This window comes from Stenotrophomonas sp. 59, from assembly GCF_030291095.1.
GTDB lineage: Bacteria > Pseudomonadota > Gammaproteobacteria > Xanthomonadales > Xanthomonadaceae > Stenotrophomonas > Stenotrophomonas maltophilia_Q.
The window spans coordinates 806,339-820,855 of the sequence record NZ_CP127408.1; the positions used below are offsets into that span (position 1 = coordinate 806,339).

Annotated in this window: 16 protein-coding genes; 4 read left to right on the forward strand and 12 right to left on the reverse strand. The window is 68.0% G+C overall.

Features of this window, described 5'->3' with window-relative positions; all coding sequences use genetic code 11:
- Positions 1-28 precede the first annotated feature (28 nt).
- Genes QP552_RS03550 through QP552_RS03560 form a run of 3 tightly spaced genes read right to left on the reverse strand, consistent with a single transcriptional unit; the run spans position 29 to position 2,124 of the window.
- A complete protein-coding gene (locus QP552_RS03550) occupies positions 29-967 on the reverse strand; it encodes a histone deacetylase family protein (protein ID WP_106550111.1) in 939 nt (312 codons plus the stop codon).
- A gap of 9 nt (positions 968-976) precedes the next feature.
- Positions 977-1,531, reverse strand: a complete 555-nt coding sequence (locus QP552_RS03555) for a cob(I)yrinic acid a,c-diamide adenosyltransferase (protein ID WP_049428822.1) — start codon at positions 1,529-1,531, stop codon at positions 977-979.
- 8 nt (positions 1,532-1,539) lie between these two features.
- On the reverse strand, positions 1,540-2,124 hold the full coding sequence (locus QP552_RS03560; protein ID WP_286075013.1) for a hypothetical protein: 585 nt from the start codon (positions 2,122-2,124) through the stop codon (positions 1,540-1,542).
- A gap of 106 nt (positions 2,125-2,230) precedes the next feature.
- Here QP552_RS03560 and ubiH point away from each other — a divergent pair, with 106 nt between their 5' ends.
- Both ubiH and QP552_RS03570 read left to right on the forward strand, forming a co-directional pair.
- The gene (gene ubiH / locus QP552_RS03565) at positions 2,231-3,439 is read left to right on the forward strand and encodes a 2-octaprenyl-6-methoxyphenyl hydroxylase (protein ID WP_286075014.1); all 1,209 of its coding nucleotides are present in this window, start codon (positions 2,231-2,233) and stop codon (positions 3,437-3,439) included.
- Complete coding sequence (locus QP552_RS03570) at positions 3,436-4,617, forward strand: UbiH/UbiF family hydroxylase (protein WP_049428815.1); 1,182 nt, start codon at positions 3,436-3,438, stop codon at positions 4,615-4,617. The genes ubiH and QP552_RS03570 overlap by 4 nt, the downstream gene beginning before the upstream one ends.
- Positions 4,618-4,778: 161 nt before the next feature.
- Here QP552_RS03570 and QP552_RS03575 read toward each other — a convergent pair whose 3' ends face one another.
- The 6 genes from QP552_RS03575 to QP552_RS03600 form a co-directional block, all read right to left on the reverse strand.
- Entirely contained in the window at positions 4,779-5,174 is a 396-nt protein-coding gene (locus QP552_RS03575) for an EF-hand domain-containing protein (RefSeq protein WP_286075016.1), read from the reverse strand.
- 51 nt (positions 5,175-5,225) lie between these two features.
- Entirely contained in the window at positions 5,226-6,293 is a 1,068-nt protein-coding gene (gene rlmM, locus QP552_RS03580) for a 23S rRNA (cytidine(2498)-2'-O)-methyltransferase RlmM (RefSeq protein WP_286075018.1), read from the reverse strand.
- Positions 6,277-6,837 carry a nucleoside deaminase gene (locus QP552_RS03585; protein WP_004154307.1) on the reverse strand — a complete coding sequence of 187 codons (561 nt, stop codon included), beginning with the start codon at positions 6,835-6,837 and terminating at the stop codon, positions 6,277-6,279. The genes rlmM and QP552_RS03585 overlap by 17 nt, the downstream gene beginning before the upstream one ends.
- 97 nt (positions 6,838-6,934) lie before the next feature.
- Positions 6,935-7,657 carry a DUF6348 family protein gene (locus QP552_RS03590; RefSeq protein WP_286075020.1) on the reverse strand — a complete coding sequence of 241 codons (723 nt, stop codon included), beginning with the start codon at positions 7,655-7,657 and terminating at the stop codon, positions 6,935-6,937.
- Between the two features lie 48 nt (positions 7,658-7,705).
- Positions 7,706-8,359: a hypothetical protein gene (locus QP552_RS03595; protein WP_286075022.1), complete on the reverse strand. Its 654-nt coding sequence runs from the start codon at positions 8,357-8,359 to the stop codon at positions 7,706-7,708.
- Positions 8,360-8,402: 43 nt separating this feature from the next.
- Complete coding sequence (locus tag QP552_RS03600) at positions 8,403-10,151, reverse strand: glutamine--tRNA ligase/YqeY domain fusion protein (RefSeq protein WP_111112387.1); 1,749 nt, start codon at positions 10,149-10,151, stop codon at positions 8,403-8,405.
- A 182-nt stretch (positions 10,152-10,333) separates the two neighbouring features.
- On the opposite strand from QP552_RS03600, the gene QP552_RS03605 reads away from it, so the two are divergent.
- Together QP552_RS03605 and msrA are read left to right on the forward strand one after the other, a co-directional pair.
- Positions 10,334-10,597 (forward strand): DUF2007 domain-containing protein, encoded by a 264-nt coding sequence (locus QP552_RS03605; RefSeq protein ID WP_106550103.1) that lies wholly within the window; start codon positions 10,334-10,336, stop codon positions 10,595-10,597.
- 30 nt (positions 10,598-10,627) lie between these two features.
- Positions 10,628-11,293, forward strand: coding sequence for a peptide-methionine (S)-S-oxide reductase MsrA (msrA, locus tag QP552_RS03610; RefSeq protein ID WP_181453979.1), 666 nt, complete (start codon positions 10,628-10,630; stop codon positions 11,291-11,293).
- 54 nt (positions 11,294-11,347) lie between these two features.
- Here msrA and QP552_RS03615 read toward each other — a convergent pair whose 3' ends face one another.
- From QP552_RS03615 to rnk, 3 genes are all read right to left on the reverse strand, one after another.
- Positions 11,348-12,292, reverse strand: a complete 945-nt coding sequence (locus QP552_RS03615) for an IS481 family transposase (RefSeq protein ID WP_286074378.1) — start codon at positions 12,290-12,292, stop codon at positions 11,348-11,350.
- Positions 12,293-12,987: 695 nt separating this feature from the next.
- Positions 12,988-13,944 (reverse strand): transaldolase, encoded by a 957-nt coding sequence (locus QP552_RS03620; RefSeq protein WP_111112385.1) that lies wholly within the window; start codon positions 13,942-13,944, stop codon positions 12,988-12,990.
- Between the two features lie 50 nt (positions 13,945-13,994).
- Positions 13,995-14,399 carry a nucleoside diphosphate kinase regulator gene (gene rnk / locus QP552_RS03625; protein WP_014036052.1) on the reverse strand — a complete coding sequence of 135 codons (405 nt, stop codon included), beginning with the start codon at positions 14,397-14,399 and terminating at the stop codon, positions 13,995-13,997.
- Between the last annotated feature and the right edge of the window lie 118 nt (positions 14,400-14,517).

The window sequence follows — 14,517 nt, forward strand, 5'->3', positions numbered from 1 at the left end:
AAGGGCGCCGGAGGTTGCCGGTTCGGGTTCATCCGGCAGCGTTGCCACCGGCCGCTGAGATCAGGGCCTGGACATGGGCCACACTGCACTCGGCCAGTGCCTGCAGGTCATAGCCGCCCTCCAGCATCGAGACCACCCGGCCGGCCCCGTGGCGGCGTGCCAGCGCGTGCAGTTCACCGGTGATCCAGGCGAAATCCTCGGTCTCCAGCATCAGGTCGGCCTGCGGGTCGCGCAGGTGGGCGTCGAAGCCGGCCGAGATCAGCAACAGCTGCGGGCGGAAGTCGTCGATGGCCGGCAGCATCTCGTCGGCCCATACGTTGCGGAAGCGGAAGCCCCCGCTGCCGGGGGGCAGCAGGATGTTCATCAGGTTGCCTGCGCCGCGGTCACGGCGCAGGCCGGAATTGGGGAACAGCCCGGCCTGGTGCGTGCTGTAGTACGAGACCCGGGCATCGTGCTGGAAGATATCCTGGGTGCCATTGCCGTGGTGCACGTCGAAATCGACCACCGCGATCCGCTCCAGGCCATGACGGTCGCGGGCATAGGCGGCGGCGATGGCGATGTTGTTGAGCAGGCAGAAGCCCATCGCCGTGCTGCTGGTGGCGTGGTGGCCGGGCGGACGCACCGCGCAGAAGGCCAGCGGGTCGTCGCCCAGCATCACCGCATCGACTGCGGCCACGCCCGCACCGGCGGCATGCACGGCAGCGCTGGCCGAGCCGGGCGAGGTCCAGGTGTCCATGTCCAGCTGGCGCAGCGGCACGGTCTGCGGCTGCAGCACGAAGTCCAGCAGGGCGCTGTCGTGGACCCGGGTCAGCTCACCGAACTTGGCCGGCGGCGCCTCGCGCCATTCGAGCTGGCCAGGGAAGGCCGCATGCAGCGCATCGAGTACGTGCTGCAGGCGTTGCGGGCACTCCGGGTGGCCGGGGCCGGGATCGTGCAGCAGGCAGGACGGATGGGTGTAGACCAGCATCGTGCCGACTCAGCGCTGGCGCTGCTGCGGTTGCCACAGCGCCTCGCCCTGGCCGTCGGCACGGGCCAGCACCCGGGCCAGCACGAACAGCAGGTCCGACAGCCGGTTGAGGTACTGCAGCGCCTCACTGCGCACGGCTTCGTGGCGGGCCAGGGTGACCGTCTCGCGCTCGGCGCGGCGGACAATGGTGCGCGCCAGATGGCAGCGCGCAGCCGCCTCGCCCCCGGCCGGCAGGATGAACTCCTTCAGCATCGGCAGGCCGGCGTTGTAGTGGTCCAGCTGCTGCTCCAGTGCCGAGACATCGGCGGCGTGGATCGCGGCGTGGCCGGGGATGCACAGCTCGGCACCCAGGTCGAACAGCTGGTGCTGCAGGTGCACGACCAGCGCGCGTACGTCCTCCGGCAACGGTGCCGCCAGCAGCAGGCCGAGCGCGGCGTTGGCCTCGTCGACGGTGCCGTAGGACGCCACGCGGGCGTCATCCTTGGCGACGCGCTGGCCGTCACCGAGGCCGGTACTGCCGTCGTCGCCGGTGCGGGTGTAGATGCGCGAGAGGCGATGACCCATGGCGTGGCTCAGTGACGGATGTCGCGGCGGGCCTGCTGGAGCTTCAGCACCTGCTCCACCGCCAGTTGCAGCGCGGCGGCCAGCGCCACGTAGATGGCGGTGGTGCGCAGGTAGGGGCCGAACCACTGCGCGTAGTTCTGCGCCCAGCCGGCCAGAGTCGGTTCGGCCACGTTGCGGCTGCTCCAGTAGAAGCCGCCCTGCGCCAGCAGGTGGCAGACCGCCACCGAGGCCACCAGCAGCAGCGCGCCCTTGGCCAGCACCGGCCAGCGCGCGGTCCGGTAGTTGCGGCCCAGCAGCATGCCGCCGGCCCACAGCGAGAAATACGCCGGCAGCAGCAGCCAGTAGCCCGGCGACACGCAGTAGTGCTGCCAGAAGTCCAGGCCGCTGCTGCGGATCACGATCCAGTCGACCAGCACCGCGAACACCATCAGCAGCGGGAACGCCCAGCGTGTCCAGCGCGCCAGGTAGAAGCCGCCGATGAAGAACACCGCCCACGAGGCATCGGGGATCGCCGCGAAGTGGTTGACCCGGGTCGCTGCCAGCACCAGAACGAGCACGGACAGGACGAAGGCGCGGTTGGCAGTGTCGGACATGGTGGCGGGCCCGGAGCGGATTCAGGTTTCATTCTAGCCCGCCGCGCGGGTTGGCGCAGGACCGGCCGTTCGGCGTACAGACGGGGCGAGCGCGTATCATGAACGCATGAGTGAACGACATGACGTGCTGATTGTCGGTGGTGGCCTGGTCGGCGCCAGCCTGGCCATTGCCCTGGACCGCCTCGGCCGCGACGTGGGCCTGCTCGAGGCCAGCCCGGCCGGCGAACTGCCGGCGGTGTTCGACCAGCGCAACCTCAGTTTCGCCGCAGCCACCGTCAACGCGCTGACCGCGCTGGGGGTGATGCAGAAACTGGCGATGGCGCCGGGCCCCATCCGGCGCATCCACGTCAGCCGCGCCGGCGATTTCGGCCGTGTGCAGCTTGAAGCGGCCGATTACGACCGACCATGGTTCGGCCAGGTGGTGGTCGCCCGCGACTTCGGCCAGGCGCTGGAAACGCGCCTGCAGGAGCTGCCACGGCTGCACCGTTACCGGCCGATGCGGTTCCTGGGCCTGGGTGAAGTGGTCGACGGCTACCGCCAGGTGCGGGTGGCCGACGAGGCCGGCGAGCGCGTGCTGCTGGCACGGCTGGTGGTGGGTGCCGATGGCACGACCAGTGGCGTGCGTGGTGCACTGGGCATCGAGGTCGACCGCCATGATTTCGAGCAGACCCTGTTCGTGGCCCGCGTGCGCAGCCAGCGCGCGCCGGACGGCACGGCCTGGGAGCGCTTCACCGATACCGGACCGACCGCGCTGCTGCCGCGGGGTGACCGCCACTTCGGCACCGTGCATGGCGTGGCACGCGACCAGGCCGATGCCGTGATGGCGCTGGACGACGCGGCCTGGCTGCAGCGCCTGCAGGACGCGATCGGCTGGCGTGCCGGCCGTCTGCTCGAATCCGGCCCACGCAGTGCTTATCCGCTCATCCAGGTGCTGTCGCGCGCGCTGGCCGGTGAACGCACGGTACTGCTCGGCAATGCCGCGCAGACCATCCACCCGCTGGGTGCACAGGGCTTCAACCTGGGCCTGCGCGATGCGCTGACCCTGGCCGAGCTGCTGGAAGATTCCATCGATGATGCCGGCAGCGATGCACTACTGCAGGCCTATGTCGCGCGCCGCGAGGAGGACCGCCGGCAGACCGTGGCGTTCTCCGGAGGCCTGGCGCGGCTGACCAGCAACCCGGCACCGCTGATGCGGCCGCTGCGTAGCCTCGGCCTGGTGGCCGCACAACGTGCTTCGGTACAGTCGATGCTGGTCGGTGGCGCGATGGGCTTCCGTGGCGAAGTGCCGCGGTTGTGCCGCGGAGAAGCCGCATGAGCCGCCGCGCCCGATTGGATGTGGCCATCGTCGGCGGTGGCGTGGTCGGTGCCGCGTGCGCGCTGGCGCTGGCCGACGCCGGGCTGTCGGTCGCGCTGGTGGAGGGCCGCGAACCGGCGCCGTGGCAGGCTGCGCAGCCGGACCTGCGGGTATTCGCCTTTGCCGCCGACAACGTGCAGCTGTTGAACCGCCTGGGCGTGTGGCCGGCGATCGCGCAGGCCCGCGCCTGGCCCTACCGGCGCATGCAGGTGTGGGACGCGGCCGGTGGCGAGGATCTGCTGTTCGACGCCGATCGCTTCGGTCGTCGTGAGCTGGGCTACATCGTCGAGAACGGACTGCTGCAGGACCGCCTGTGGGCGGCGCTGCCCGCGGCGGGCGTGCAGCTGCATTGCCCGGCACGGGTGGAAGCGCTGGAACAGGACGAGGACGGCGTGCGCCTGCGCCTGGACGACGGTCGTCGCCTCGAAGCGTCGTTGGCGGTGGCCGCCGACGGTGCCGAATCGACCCTGCGCCAGCTGGCCGGGATCGAGGTGGAAAAGCATGACTACCACCAGCGTGGCGTGGTGGCCTATGTCGACAGTGAACTGCCGAACCAGGCCACGGCCTGGCAGCGCTTCCTGCCGACCGGGCCGTTGGCGTTGCTGCCGGTGGCCGAGCGTCGCAGCTCGATCGTCTGGACCCTGCCGGAGGACGAGGCTGCGCGCGTGCTCGCCTTGGACGAGGAGGCGTTCAACCGGGAATTGACCCGCGCCTTCGCTGCGCGGCTGGGCGAACTGCGCCTGGCCTCGCCGCGCGCGGCGTTCCCGTTGCGCCGCCAGCTGGCCCGCCACTACGTAGCCGGCCGTGTGCTGGCATTGGGAGACGCAGCGCATGTGGTGCACCCGCTGGCCGGGCAGGGCGTGAATCTGGGCCTGCGCGATGTAGCCGCTCTACAGCAGTGGCTGGCGCCGTCGGCAGAGCGCCGCGGCCAGCCGCGCCTGTCGCCGCAGCGCCTGCAGCGCTGGGCGCGCGAACGCCGCAGCGACAACCACATCGCCGCCTACAGCTTCGACGCGATCAACCGCCTGTTCTCCAACGACGAAATGCACCTGACCCTGGCCCGCGGCCGCGCGCTGGGCTGCGTGGGCAAATGGCCGCCGCTGGTGCAGGCGTTCTGGAAGCGCGCCGCCGGCGTATAGCCGGAACGCAACCCGCACGACGCTGCGGGCATCGCTGGCGTGTTACCAACCACGGGACGCCGCTCTTGTAGGTGCCAACCAAGGTTGGCACCTACCGAAAGCGGGCTCTGGATTGGTTCAGTAGATCCACGCCATGCGTGGATGAACCTCGCCGCAGTGAATCAATCAACCAGCCAACCCGCCAGGTCGGCACGGTCGAGCTTGCCGCGGTGCTTGCGGTCCAGCGAATTGAACTCATCGGCCAGCGCTGGATTCGCCTGTGCTTCCTCGCGGCTGATGAAACCATCGCCGTTCACATCCAGCGCAGCGAAGTGGATGCGGTACTGGCCTACCACGCTGCTGGGCTCCAGCGAACGCACCGTCACCTGTGCCTCGCCGGCCGGCTGTGCAATCTCCACGCTGCCGCTGACCCGGCCCGCATCCAGCGGCTGCTGGCGGATCGCACCACCGGTCGGGCCCAGTGGTTGGCTCTGCGCGGGCGTATGCGGCAACTGCTGGGCCATCGCAGGTGTGGTCATCAGCAGGACGGCCAGCAGTGCAATCGAACGGCTTTGCATGGGTTCTTCCTCCTTGGTAGCGCCGGGCCATGCCCGGCGGACACCGCAGCGTCAGCGCAGCGGCGAGGCCAGTACCGTGATCTCCTCACGGTCGTGGTACAGCTGCTTGGCGCGTACCACCAGCGGCTTGCCGGCCTGGTCCTGGAACAGGTCCAGGCACAGCCGGGTCTCGTCCCAGCGCTTCTTCATCGGCAGCTTCAGGTTGAAGATCGCGTGCCGGCACCAGCCTTCGCGGAACCAGGTGGCCATGCGCTCGGCCACGCGGCGCGGCTGCTCGACCATGTCGCAGACCATCCAGTCCAGCGGTTGCTCGGGATGCCAGTGGAAACCATCGGCGCGCAGGTGCTCGACCAGTCCGGTGTCCAGCACGTGCTGGCGCAGCGGGCCGTTGTCGATGCTCAGCACGTGCATGTGCTGGCGGGTCAGCACCCAGGTCCAGCCGCCGGGGGCGGCGCCAAGGTCGGCCGCACGCATGCCGGGCCTGGCCAGCGTCTCGCGTTCTTCCGGCGTCAGCAGGGTCAGCAATGCTTCGTCCAGCTTCAGCGCCGAACGCGAGGGCGCTTCGGGCAGCAGCTTCAGGCGCGGAATGCCCAAGGCCCACGGCGCGCTGTCGGCCGGGTCGGCCACGCAGACGAAGGCGTGGGTGCCGTCGACGAACACCACGTGCAGGCGCGGCAGGCGATTGTTCGGCTTGTCGGTCAGCTTGCCGGCCTTGCGCAGCGCCGGGCGCAGCGCGTTGCCGAAGGCGCGGGCCAGGCCGGACAGCGGCTTGCCGGCGTCCGAGTCCGGGTGTTCCACCCACAGGTCACCGAAGCGCGGCGCATCGGCCAGCACCTCCAGCATCGGGGTGATGCGGTCGGCCGGGTCCAGCTGCGGCAGTTCGGCCAGTACCACCAGCTTCTGCCGCGCGAAGATCAGCTCGCGCCAGCGCAGGCGGGGCGCCAGCGCGGCGGCTTCGTCGCACATGAACAGCACGTAGCCATCATTGCGCTGTGTGCGCGCGTAGCCGGCGAAACCGGCTTCACCGGCGCGGAACTGCAGTTCGCCGGCCAGCTCGGGCTCGAAGCCCTGCCGGCACAGGCACAGCAGGCCGGTGCCGGCCTCAGTAACGGGCGCCATCGCTTTCCCCATAGGCGCGCAGCACGCTGCGTGCGGCGTCGCGGTTCAGGCCCTGCACCACTTCGATGCCGCGCTTGTTGAGTTCGCCCACCCAGTCGGCCGGCAGCGGGCCTTCGTCGAACGGGGTCAGTTCCTCGACGTCGGCCGAGTTGGCACCGATCAGCAGGCGGTCGATGCCGGCCCACACCGTGGCGCCGTAGCACTGGCAGCACGGCTGCGAGCTGGTGGCCAGGGTGACCGGCGACAGCACCGCGTTCAGGCGCGGGGTCTGCAGGCGCTGCTGGGCCAGCATGTAGGCCATGTTCTCGGCGTGCGCCAGCGAGGTCGCGTGCGGCATCACCCGGTTCACGCCGGCGGCGATGACCTTGTCATCCGGGCCGAACACCACGGCACCGAACGGGCCGCCACTGGCGTGCTCGACGTTCAGCCGCGACAGCTCGATCGCCAGCGCGACCTTGGCCTCATCGCCCGGATATCGACGATCCAGGTCGATCTGGTCGTGGATCCAGGCGGGAAGGGTCAGGTGGACTTGCGCGTACAGCATCGCGGGGGTGCCTCGTGTGGGATGGGAAAAAGTGCGGTTGCTTGGGAAACCGGCGCGCAGTGTAGCCGCACCGGCCTGTATCGGGTGTGGGCGCGGGTCAGCCCGGCGCGCCGGTGCGGATCACCACGTACTGCTTGCGGAACTCCAACCCCGCCTGCGGCCAACTGGCGGCATACGCGCGCAGCAATGGCAGGGCAGGAGCGAAGTCGTGGCCATTGACCCGGCAATCGGCCTCGCACAGGCCATCGGCATCGCGCGAGGCGAACAGGCGGATGGCCAGGAACTGACGCGCCTTCAGAAGGTCGTCGAAGGCGTCCATGCTCCTGGTGAACAGGCAACAGGGGCAGGAACCGTGGTCGTCCTCACTGCACGTGCTGGCGTCCACCTCCTGCGCGCGGTAGTGCGCCAGCGGACCCAGCACCACGGTGCGCTCGTGTTCCTCGCCGTCATCGCCGGTCGGGTAGGTCAGGCCCATCATCGGCAGGCCCTGTGCGTCGTCGGCGCCCACTGCAGTCTGCAGCGTTGCCAGGTCCACCCGCACCCAGGTCTGGAAGCCGGACTGCAGCGAGGCCTGCTCATCGGCACCGTTGGCGTGCTGGTACTCGAACAGGCCATCAGCGAACAGGATGGGGTGCTGTGCCTCGATGACCGTGGAGGTCTGCCAGCCGCCGTTGTCGCGTGCGTGCGCGGCCATTGCGTGAGGGGTCAGGCGCAGTCCGCTGTCCAGCAGCAGTGCGCCACCGTCGACGCGGCTGGTGATGCCGGCGTCCTGCAGGACCTGCTGCAGCAGCGGGAGGAGGGCGGTGGACGTCGTGGTCATGTCAGGCCTGTGGATGGATCGGGTGGAGCATCCAGGCCGGGCCTGGTGCTAGTGATCGAGTGCTTCGCGTTCTGCGCGATATCGCCGTGCGTCGGACTGCTGCTGCGGATCGTTGCCATGATCACGCAGCCAGGTATCCAGCTCGCGGCGATAGTCCGCGCGGAAGTCGGCATTGCCCGGGCTGAAGTGCAGCTTGCGTGCCGCGACCTCCACCCGCTCGCGCGCGCTGGCACGGGCCTGCGCGATGCCGTGCGGTGATTCGTTGGTGAGGATGACGAAGTTGCGCGGGAAGCCCGGGGTGTACTTCACCACGAACGGCTGGTCCCGCGCCGGGATGCGGATCGCGTTCTCCAGCGGCCACAGCGAGGCGGTGTTGGTATGGAACACCACCTCCACGTCGCGGCCCTCGGCGGTGCGCAATACCGCTTCGTAACGCCAGATGTACTGTTCGTTGAGCGTGGAATTGGTTTCCTCGGCCTTTACGATCACCGCTTCACCGCGCTCGCCCACCGCATTGAGGAAGGTGGCGTTGAGGAAGCTTCCGAGGAAGATGTTGAGCGCCGCCAGCGGAAACACCACGATGGCGTAGACCGGCGAACGCCGCCACCATGAGACCAGCCCGGCCAGCACCATCGCTGCAAAGAACGTCAGCAGCGGATGCTGCGAGATGAACCAGAGCAGGGCGGACAGGGCGGTGATCATCGTCGCGGTCGCGCGGGCGCCGTGTTGGCGCCCGCGCAGGTCCTCAGGCCGACCAGGTGTCGCGCAGGGTCACGCTGCGGTTGAACACCGGCTTGGCCTCGGTGTGGTCGCGGCGGTCGGCAACGAAGTAGCCGGTACGTTCGAACTGGAACGACTGCTCCGGTGCAGCGCTGGCCGCGGCCGGCTCGACATAGCCGGTGACGGTGCGGCGCGATTCCGGGTTGAGGTAATCGCGGTAGGTCTTGCCTTCCGATTCGTCGTCCGGGTTCGGCACCGAGAACAGGCGGTCGTACAGGCGGATCTCGGCCGGCACGCCGTGCACGGCGCTGACCCAGTGGATGGTGCCCTTGACCTTGCGGTTGGCGCCTTCCATGCCCGGACGCGATTCCGGATCCAGCCAGCCGCGCAGCTCGGTGATGGTGCCGTCGGCATCCTTGATCACTTCGTCGCAGCGGATGATGCCGGCGCCGCGCAGGCGCACTTCGCCACCCGGGACCAGGCGCTTCCAGCCCTTCGGCGGCACTTCGGCGAAGTCCTCGCGGTCGATCCACACCTCGCGCGCGAACGGCACCTGGCGGCTGCCGAAGCTCTCGTCCTTCGGGTGGTTGCTGAAGGTCAGCTGCTCTTCGTGGCCTTCCGGCAGGTTGCTCAGCACCAGCTTGACCGGATCGACCACCGCCATGCGGCGCGGTGCGGCGCTGTCCAGGTCTTCGCGCAGCGCGCCTTCCAGCACGCTGAAGTCGATCAGCGAATTCTGCTTGCTGATACCGACGCGCTCGGCGAACAGGCGCATCGCGGCCGGGGTGTAGCCACGGCGGCGCAGGCCCTGCAGGGTCGGCATGCGCGGGTCTTCCCAGCCGTCCACCAGCTGTTCGGTGACCAGCGCCATCAGCTTGCGCTTGCTCATCACGGTGTAGTTGATGTTCAGGCGCGAGAACTCGATCTGGCGCGGCTTGGCGGCTTCGCGCGGCAGGCCGGCGTCGACCAGCGGCTGGGTCAGCGCGTCGTCATGGGCGAAATCGACGTTGTCCACGCACCAGTCGTACAGCGGGCGGTGGTCTTCGAACTCCAGCGTGCACAGCGAGTGGGTGATGCCCTCGATCGAATCACCCAGGGCGTGGGCGAAGTCGTACATCGGGTAGATCGGCCACGCGTTGCCGGTGTTCTGGTGCTCGACGTGCTTGATGCGGTACAGCGCTGGATCGCGCAGGTTGATGTTGCCGCTGGCCATGTCGATCTTGGCGCGCAGGGTGCGCGCGCCATCCGGGAATTCACCGGCGCGCATGCGGCGGAACAGGTCGAGGTTTTCCTCGACGCTGCGGTCGCGCCACGGCGACGGACGGCCCGGTTCGGTCAGGGTGCCGCGGTAGGCGCGCACTTCCTCGGCCGACAGGTCGCAGACATAGGCCTTGCCCTGTTCGATCAGCTTCTCGGCGGCCAGGTAATAGGTCTGGAAGTAGTCCGAGGCGTGGCGCAGCTCGTTCCACTCGAAGCCCAGCCAGCGCACGTCGTCCTGGATCGCGGCCACGTATTCCGGGTCTTCCTTGGCCGGGTTGGTGTCGTCGAAACGCAGGTTGCAGACGCCGCTGAACTCACCGGCGATGCCGAAGTTCAGGCAGATCGACTTGGCATGGCCGATGTGCAGGTAGCCGTTCGGCTCGGGCGGGAAGCGGGTCTTGATCGCCTGGTGCTTTCCGCTGGCCAGGTCCTCGCGCACGATCTGGCGGATGAAATCGCGCTTCTCGTGGCTGTCGGCGGGGGTCTCGGGGCTGGCGGGGGTGTGCTCGGACATGAGTCTGGGGCGAAAAAGGGCAGAAAGACCAACAGTCTAGCGCGTACCGGGCAGGGCTGCCCGGTCCGGGTCGGTAGCGCCGGGCCGCGTCCGGCGAGCGCGGCGGCAATCCGCCGGGCATGGCCCGGCGCTACCGGGACGGGGCGGGCGTATGCTGGACCCCTGTCCCACGGAGCCGCCGCATGCACATCGTGTACAAGGCCGACAACCTGTTCGACGCCCACCTGGTCAAGCACGCGCTGGAAGATGCCGGCATCCCGGCCTTCGTGTTCGGCGAGTCGCTGCTGGGTGGCATGGGTGAGCTGCCGCTGTTTGGCGTGCTGCGGGTCGGCATCCCGGATGCGGCACGCCCGCAGGCCGAGGACATCGTCGCCGCGCTGGACTTGGGCCAAGCCCCGTCCGACCCCATTTCGGATGCAGACGACATAGCCGGCCTGCCGGCGTAGGAGCGCATCATGTTGGGAATTGGCCAGGGCATTCTTGGCATCGGCGCCTTCAAGCAGCGCCTGCCGCGCGCGGAAGAGGCGCTGCCGGGACGCGAGCAGCCGTTGCCGCTGCACAGCAACCAGCACTTCGTGAACAGCCATCCGCTGAAGGACCGCTTCGCCGGCCTGCAGCAGATCCGTTTCGCGCTGGGCTGCTTCTGGGGCGCCGAGCGCAAGTTCTGGACCGAACCGGGCGTGTACAGCACCTCGGTCGGCTATGCCGGCGGCATTACCCCGAACCCGACCTATGAAGAGGTCTGCTCGGGCCTGACCGGCCACACTGAAGTGGTGCAGGTGGTGTTCGATCCGGCGGTGGTGAGCCTGGAGCGGCTGCTGCAGCTGTTCTGGGAGAGCCATGATCCGACCCAGGGCATGCGCCAGGGCAACGACACCGGCACCCAGTACCGCTCGGCGATCCACGCCACCGACGAGGCGCAGTACGCGGCAGCGCTGGCCAGCCGCGAGGCCTACCAGGCGCAGCTGGACGCCGCCGGTTACGGCCCGATCACCACCGAGATCGTGCATCCGGCGCCTGAGTATTACTACGCCGAGGATTACCACCAGCAGTACCTGGCGAAGAACCCGAACGGCTACTGCGGCATCGGCGGCACCGGCGTGAGCTGCCCGATCGGGCTGGATGTGGAAGCGCCGCGCTGACGCGCGGTGGTCCGCCTGCGGCGGGCTTGTACGGCCGCCTGGTAGAGCCGACTGTTAGTTGTGTAAACCCACCACGTTGTTCAGCAGGACTCTGGAAATAGGTGGCTGACCACCGATCCCCATGTGAGGGCGGTGCCAGTTGTAGTGGTGCAGCCATTGGGTCAGCACGGAATTGCGCTGGTCCGAGGAGGCGTATTCGCGGGCGTAGGCCCATTCACGCAGGCTGGTTTGGATGAAGCGCTCCGCTTTGCCGTTGGTGCGCGGGGTGTACGGTTTGGTCCGCATGTGCTTGATCCCAAGGGACTTAAGTAGCTTGGCGAATGCAGTGGAGCGATAGCACGCCCCGTTGTCGGTCAGAATTCGTTTGAAGGTGATTCCCAGGCTGGCGTAGTACTCCAAGGCACCAAGCAGTGCTTGGCAGGCCGTGTCCTTTTGTTCGTCGGGGTGAACGCTGCTGTAGGCGATGCGGGAGTGATCGTCGATAGCCACGTGCACGTAGCCCCAGCCTCCGCCACCGGCATTTCCTCGGCGCTTGGCGTCGGTTCTATGGCCCGGCCGCTGGAAGTTGCCCAGCTTCTTGATGTCCAGGTGTAGCAGCCCTCCGGGCTGATCGTATTCGTATCGGATGACCTCCTTAGGCGGATCCAGCCGGCACAAACGATTGAGGCCGTGGGCGCGCATCAGCCTGGAAATGGTGCTGTGGCCGATCCCCAAGGCTTTGGAGATGGTCAGATAGGTCTGCCGTTTACGGCGACACTCCTTGATCTGCTCGACCACCGGTGCAGATGTGGCATGTGGTGTCCGGTGAGGGCGTGAGCTGCGGTTTTCCAGTCCTGACACCCCCAATTCCCGGAATCGGGCCAGCCATTTGTAGGCCGTACGCACACTTACGCCGCATGCTTGGGCTGCTTCCTCTGGGCGCAGGCCCTCGTGGAGGATGCGGCGAACAAGAAGTGCTCGACTATGGACGGTCAAACGGGCATTTTTATGGGGGTTCATCCGGGCTCTTTGGGGTCTGGAGAGGTGTGGTAACCACCATTTTCCAAAGATGTCCCGGATGAACAACCTACAGAGAGATCACAGTTAGTCGGCTGAAAGCCAAAGCGGCTCTGGTTTTCTGCTGGTTGGGTGGGGCGGTGTGGGTTGGCAGGACACGCCGTAAACCCCGCTCCGCGGTCCGGCCCAGCCGCTGGCGGCTGTGCGTTCGGGCGCTTGCGAAGCAGTGCTTCGCAAGCAAAGCGCCCTCACCCCTGGGGGCTCGATGGCGCCATCCATGGCGCCAACGGTCCTGCCAACCCATACCGCCCCACCCCCGGCAGTTTCCCGGTGACGGTGAGCAAGAGCATGGGTTACTGACGAATTGATGGAATAGAAAAAGGACGCGGCTTTCGCCGCGTCCTTTTTCTTTGGTCCTGCATTGCCCTTGTAGAGCCGAGCCATGCTCGGCTGCGAGCAAGCGAAGCGCGCGACCCGCTGTTGCTCTTCTTTCTTTCTTCCGTGGCGGGCGGCCACAGGAAACTGTCGAAGGCAGGGTGGGTAGGCTGTGCAGGGGCGTGAGCCGCATGGATGCGGCGACCGAGCTTACATGGACGTACTTGCAGCGTCCCCTGCACGGCCTATCCACCCTGCCAAACGCATGACCCGCATTTCGCGACCCAGCCCCCCGCCACGAGGGGCTCAGCCGTTGGCCGGAATCACAGTTCCGAACGAATCCGCTCGCGCAGCGCCTGCAGATCCTTGGCAAACGCATCGATACCCGTCGCCAGCTTCTCGGTGGCCATCGGATCGGCGGCCAGGTCGGCGGCGAACGTCGCTGCGTCGATCGGGGTCACCGCCACGCCGTCGGCCGCACCGGCCACCAGCTTGCGCGGCAGCTCGCCGTGGTCGGCGTCCAGCTTCTCCAGCAGGTCCGGCGAAATCGTCAGGCGGTCGCAACCGGCCAGCGCTTCGATCTGCGCGGTCGAACGGAACGAGGCACCCATCACCACGGTCGGCGAACCGCGGCGCTTGAACTCGGCATACACGCCACGCACGAACTTCACGCCCGGGTCTTCGTCGATGGTGGCCGGGGCCTGGCCGTTGGCCACGTACCAATCGAGAATGCGGCCGACGAACGGCGAGATCAGGAACGCGCCGGCTTCGCTGCAGGCCAGCGCCTGGGTCGGGTTGAAGATCAGGGTCAGGTTGCAGTCGATGCCTTCGGCCTGCAGGATGCGCGCCGCCTCCACGCCTTCCCAGGTCGCGGCGATCTTGATCAGGATCTTCTCGCGCGGCACGCCGGCATCGGCGTACATCTGGATGAACTGGCGGGCCTTGGCCACGGTGGCGGCGGTGTCGTGGGCCTGGTCGGCATCCACTTCGGTGGACACGCGGCCCGGCACCAGCGTGCTCAGCAGCGCACCGACGCCGATGGTCAGGCGGTCGGCCACGGCGTGCACCACAGCTTCGCGGTCGCCCGTCTGCTGCCGGCCCCAGGCCAGTTCGCGTTCGATCAGCTCTGCGTAGACCGGCAGGTCCAGCGCCTTCTTCACCAGGGTCGGGTTGGTGGTGCAGTCCACCGGCTGCAGGCGCTTGATGGCGTCGTAGTCACCGGTATCGGCAACGACCACGGACAGTTCGCGCAGCTGGGACAGTTTGGACGGGGTACTCATTACGGCTCCTGGTGCGGGGGGATCGAATCGCGCGCGGTGCGCAGCGGTAATCAGGGGCGGTCGTTGTGGACCGCGGTCACGCGCAGGCGCAGCTTGCGGCCGCCGGGCGCATTCCAGTCGATGCTCTGGCCGATGGCCAGGCCGAGCAGGGCACTGCCGACCGGGGCCAGCACGGAAACCTTGCCTTCGTCGACGTTGGCTTCGCGGGGGAAGACCAGGGTCAGGACGTGCTTCTCGCCCGACACTTCATCTTCGCACTCCACGCGCGAATGCATCATGACGATGCCTTCGGGAATCTGGTCCGGTGCCAGCACGGTGGCCCGGTTGAGCTCTTCAGCAAGCGCGAGCGCGGCAGGCGTCTGGCTCAGCGCAGGGGATTCGAGCATGGCGTCCAGGCGGTCCATGTCGAAGGTGGAAACGGTGATCGACGGCGGCAGGCCGCTGGCGGTGTTCATGGTGAAGCTCCTTGGTTGAAAGCCATGCAAAAGGCGGCACCTGCTGGCGCCGCCTGTCTGTATTGTGGGGACAAATGCGGCCGGAATCGACTCCTGCCGATTCCGGGCCGATGCTGCG

Bases quoted from the DNA above. Each gene is read 5' to 3' on its own strand.
- QP552_RS03605 (WP_106550103.1), top strand. From the start codon at position 10,334: ATGCACATCGTGTACAAGGCCGACAACCTGTTCGACGCCCACCTGGTC.
- QP552_RS03595 (WP_286075022.1), bottom strand. From the start codon at position 8,359: ATGATCACCGCCCTGTCCGCCCTGCTCTGGTTCATCTCGCAGCATCCG.
- QP552_RS03585 (WP_004154307.1), bottom strand. From the start codon at position 6,837: ATGCTGTACGCGCAAGTCCACCTGACCCTTCCCGCCTGGATCCACGAC.
- QP552_RS03570 (WP_049428815.1), top strand. From the start codon at position 3,436: ATGAGCCGCCGCGCCCGATTGGATGTGGCCATCGTCGGCGGTGGCGTG.
- QP552_RS03555 (WP_049428822.1), bottom strand. From the start codon at position 1,531: ATGGGTCATCGCCTCTCGCGCATCTACACCCGCACCGGCGACGACGGC.
- QP552_RS03575 (WP_286075016.1), bottom strand. From the start codon at position 5,174: ATGCAAAGCCGTTCGATTGCACTGCTGGCCGTCCTGCTGATGACCACA.
- ubiH (WP_286075014.1), top strand. From the start codon at position 2,231: ATGAGTGAACGACATGACGTGCTGATTGTCGGTGGTGGCCTGGTCGGC.
- QP552_RS03590 (WP_286075020.1), bottom strand. From the start codon at position 7,657: ATGACCACGACGTCCACCGCCCTCCTCCCGCTGCTGCAGCAGGTCCTG.
- QP552_RS03620 (WP_111112385.1), bottom strand. From the start codon at position 13,944: ATGAGTACCCCGTCCAAACTGTCCCAGCTGCGCGAACTGTCCGTGGTC.
- QP552_RS03600 (WP_111112387.1), bottom strand. From the start codon at position 10,151: ATGTCCGAGCACACCCCCGCCAGCCCCGAGACCCCCGCCGACAGCCAC.
- rlmM (WP_286075018.1), bottom strand. From the start codon at position 6,293: ATGGCGCCCGTTACTGAGGCCGGCACCGGCCTGCTGTGCCTGTGCCGG.
- rnk (WP_014036052.1), bottom strand. From the start codon at position 14,399: ATGAACACCGCCAGCGGCCTGCCGCCGTCGATCACCGTTTCCACCTTC.
- QP552_RS03560 (WP_286075013.1), bottom strand. From the start codon at position 2,124: ATGTCCGACACTGCCAACCGCGCCTTCGTCCTGTCCGTGCTCGTTCTG.
- QP552_RS03615 (WP_286074378.1), bottom strand. From the start codon at position 12,292: ATGAACCCCCATAAAAATGCCCGTTTGACCGTCCATAGTCGAGCACTT.
- QP552_RS03550 (WP_106550111.1), bottom strand. From the start codon at position 967: ATGCTGGTCTACACCCATCCGTCCTGCCTGCTGCACGATCCCGGCCCC.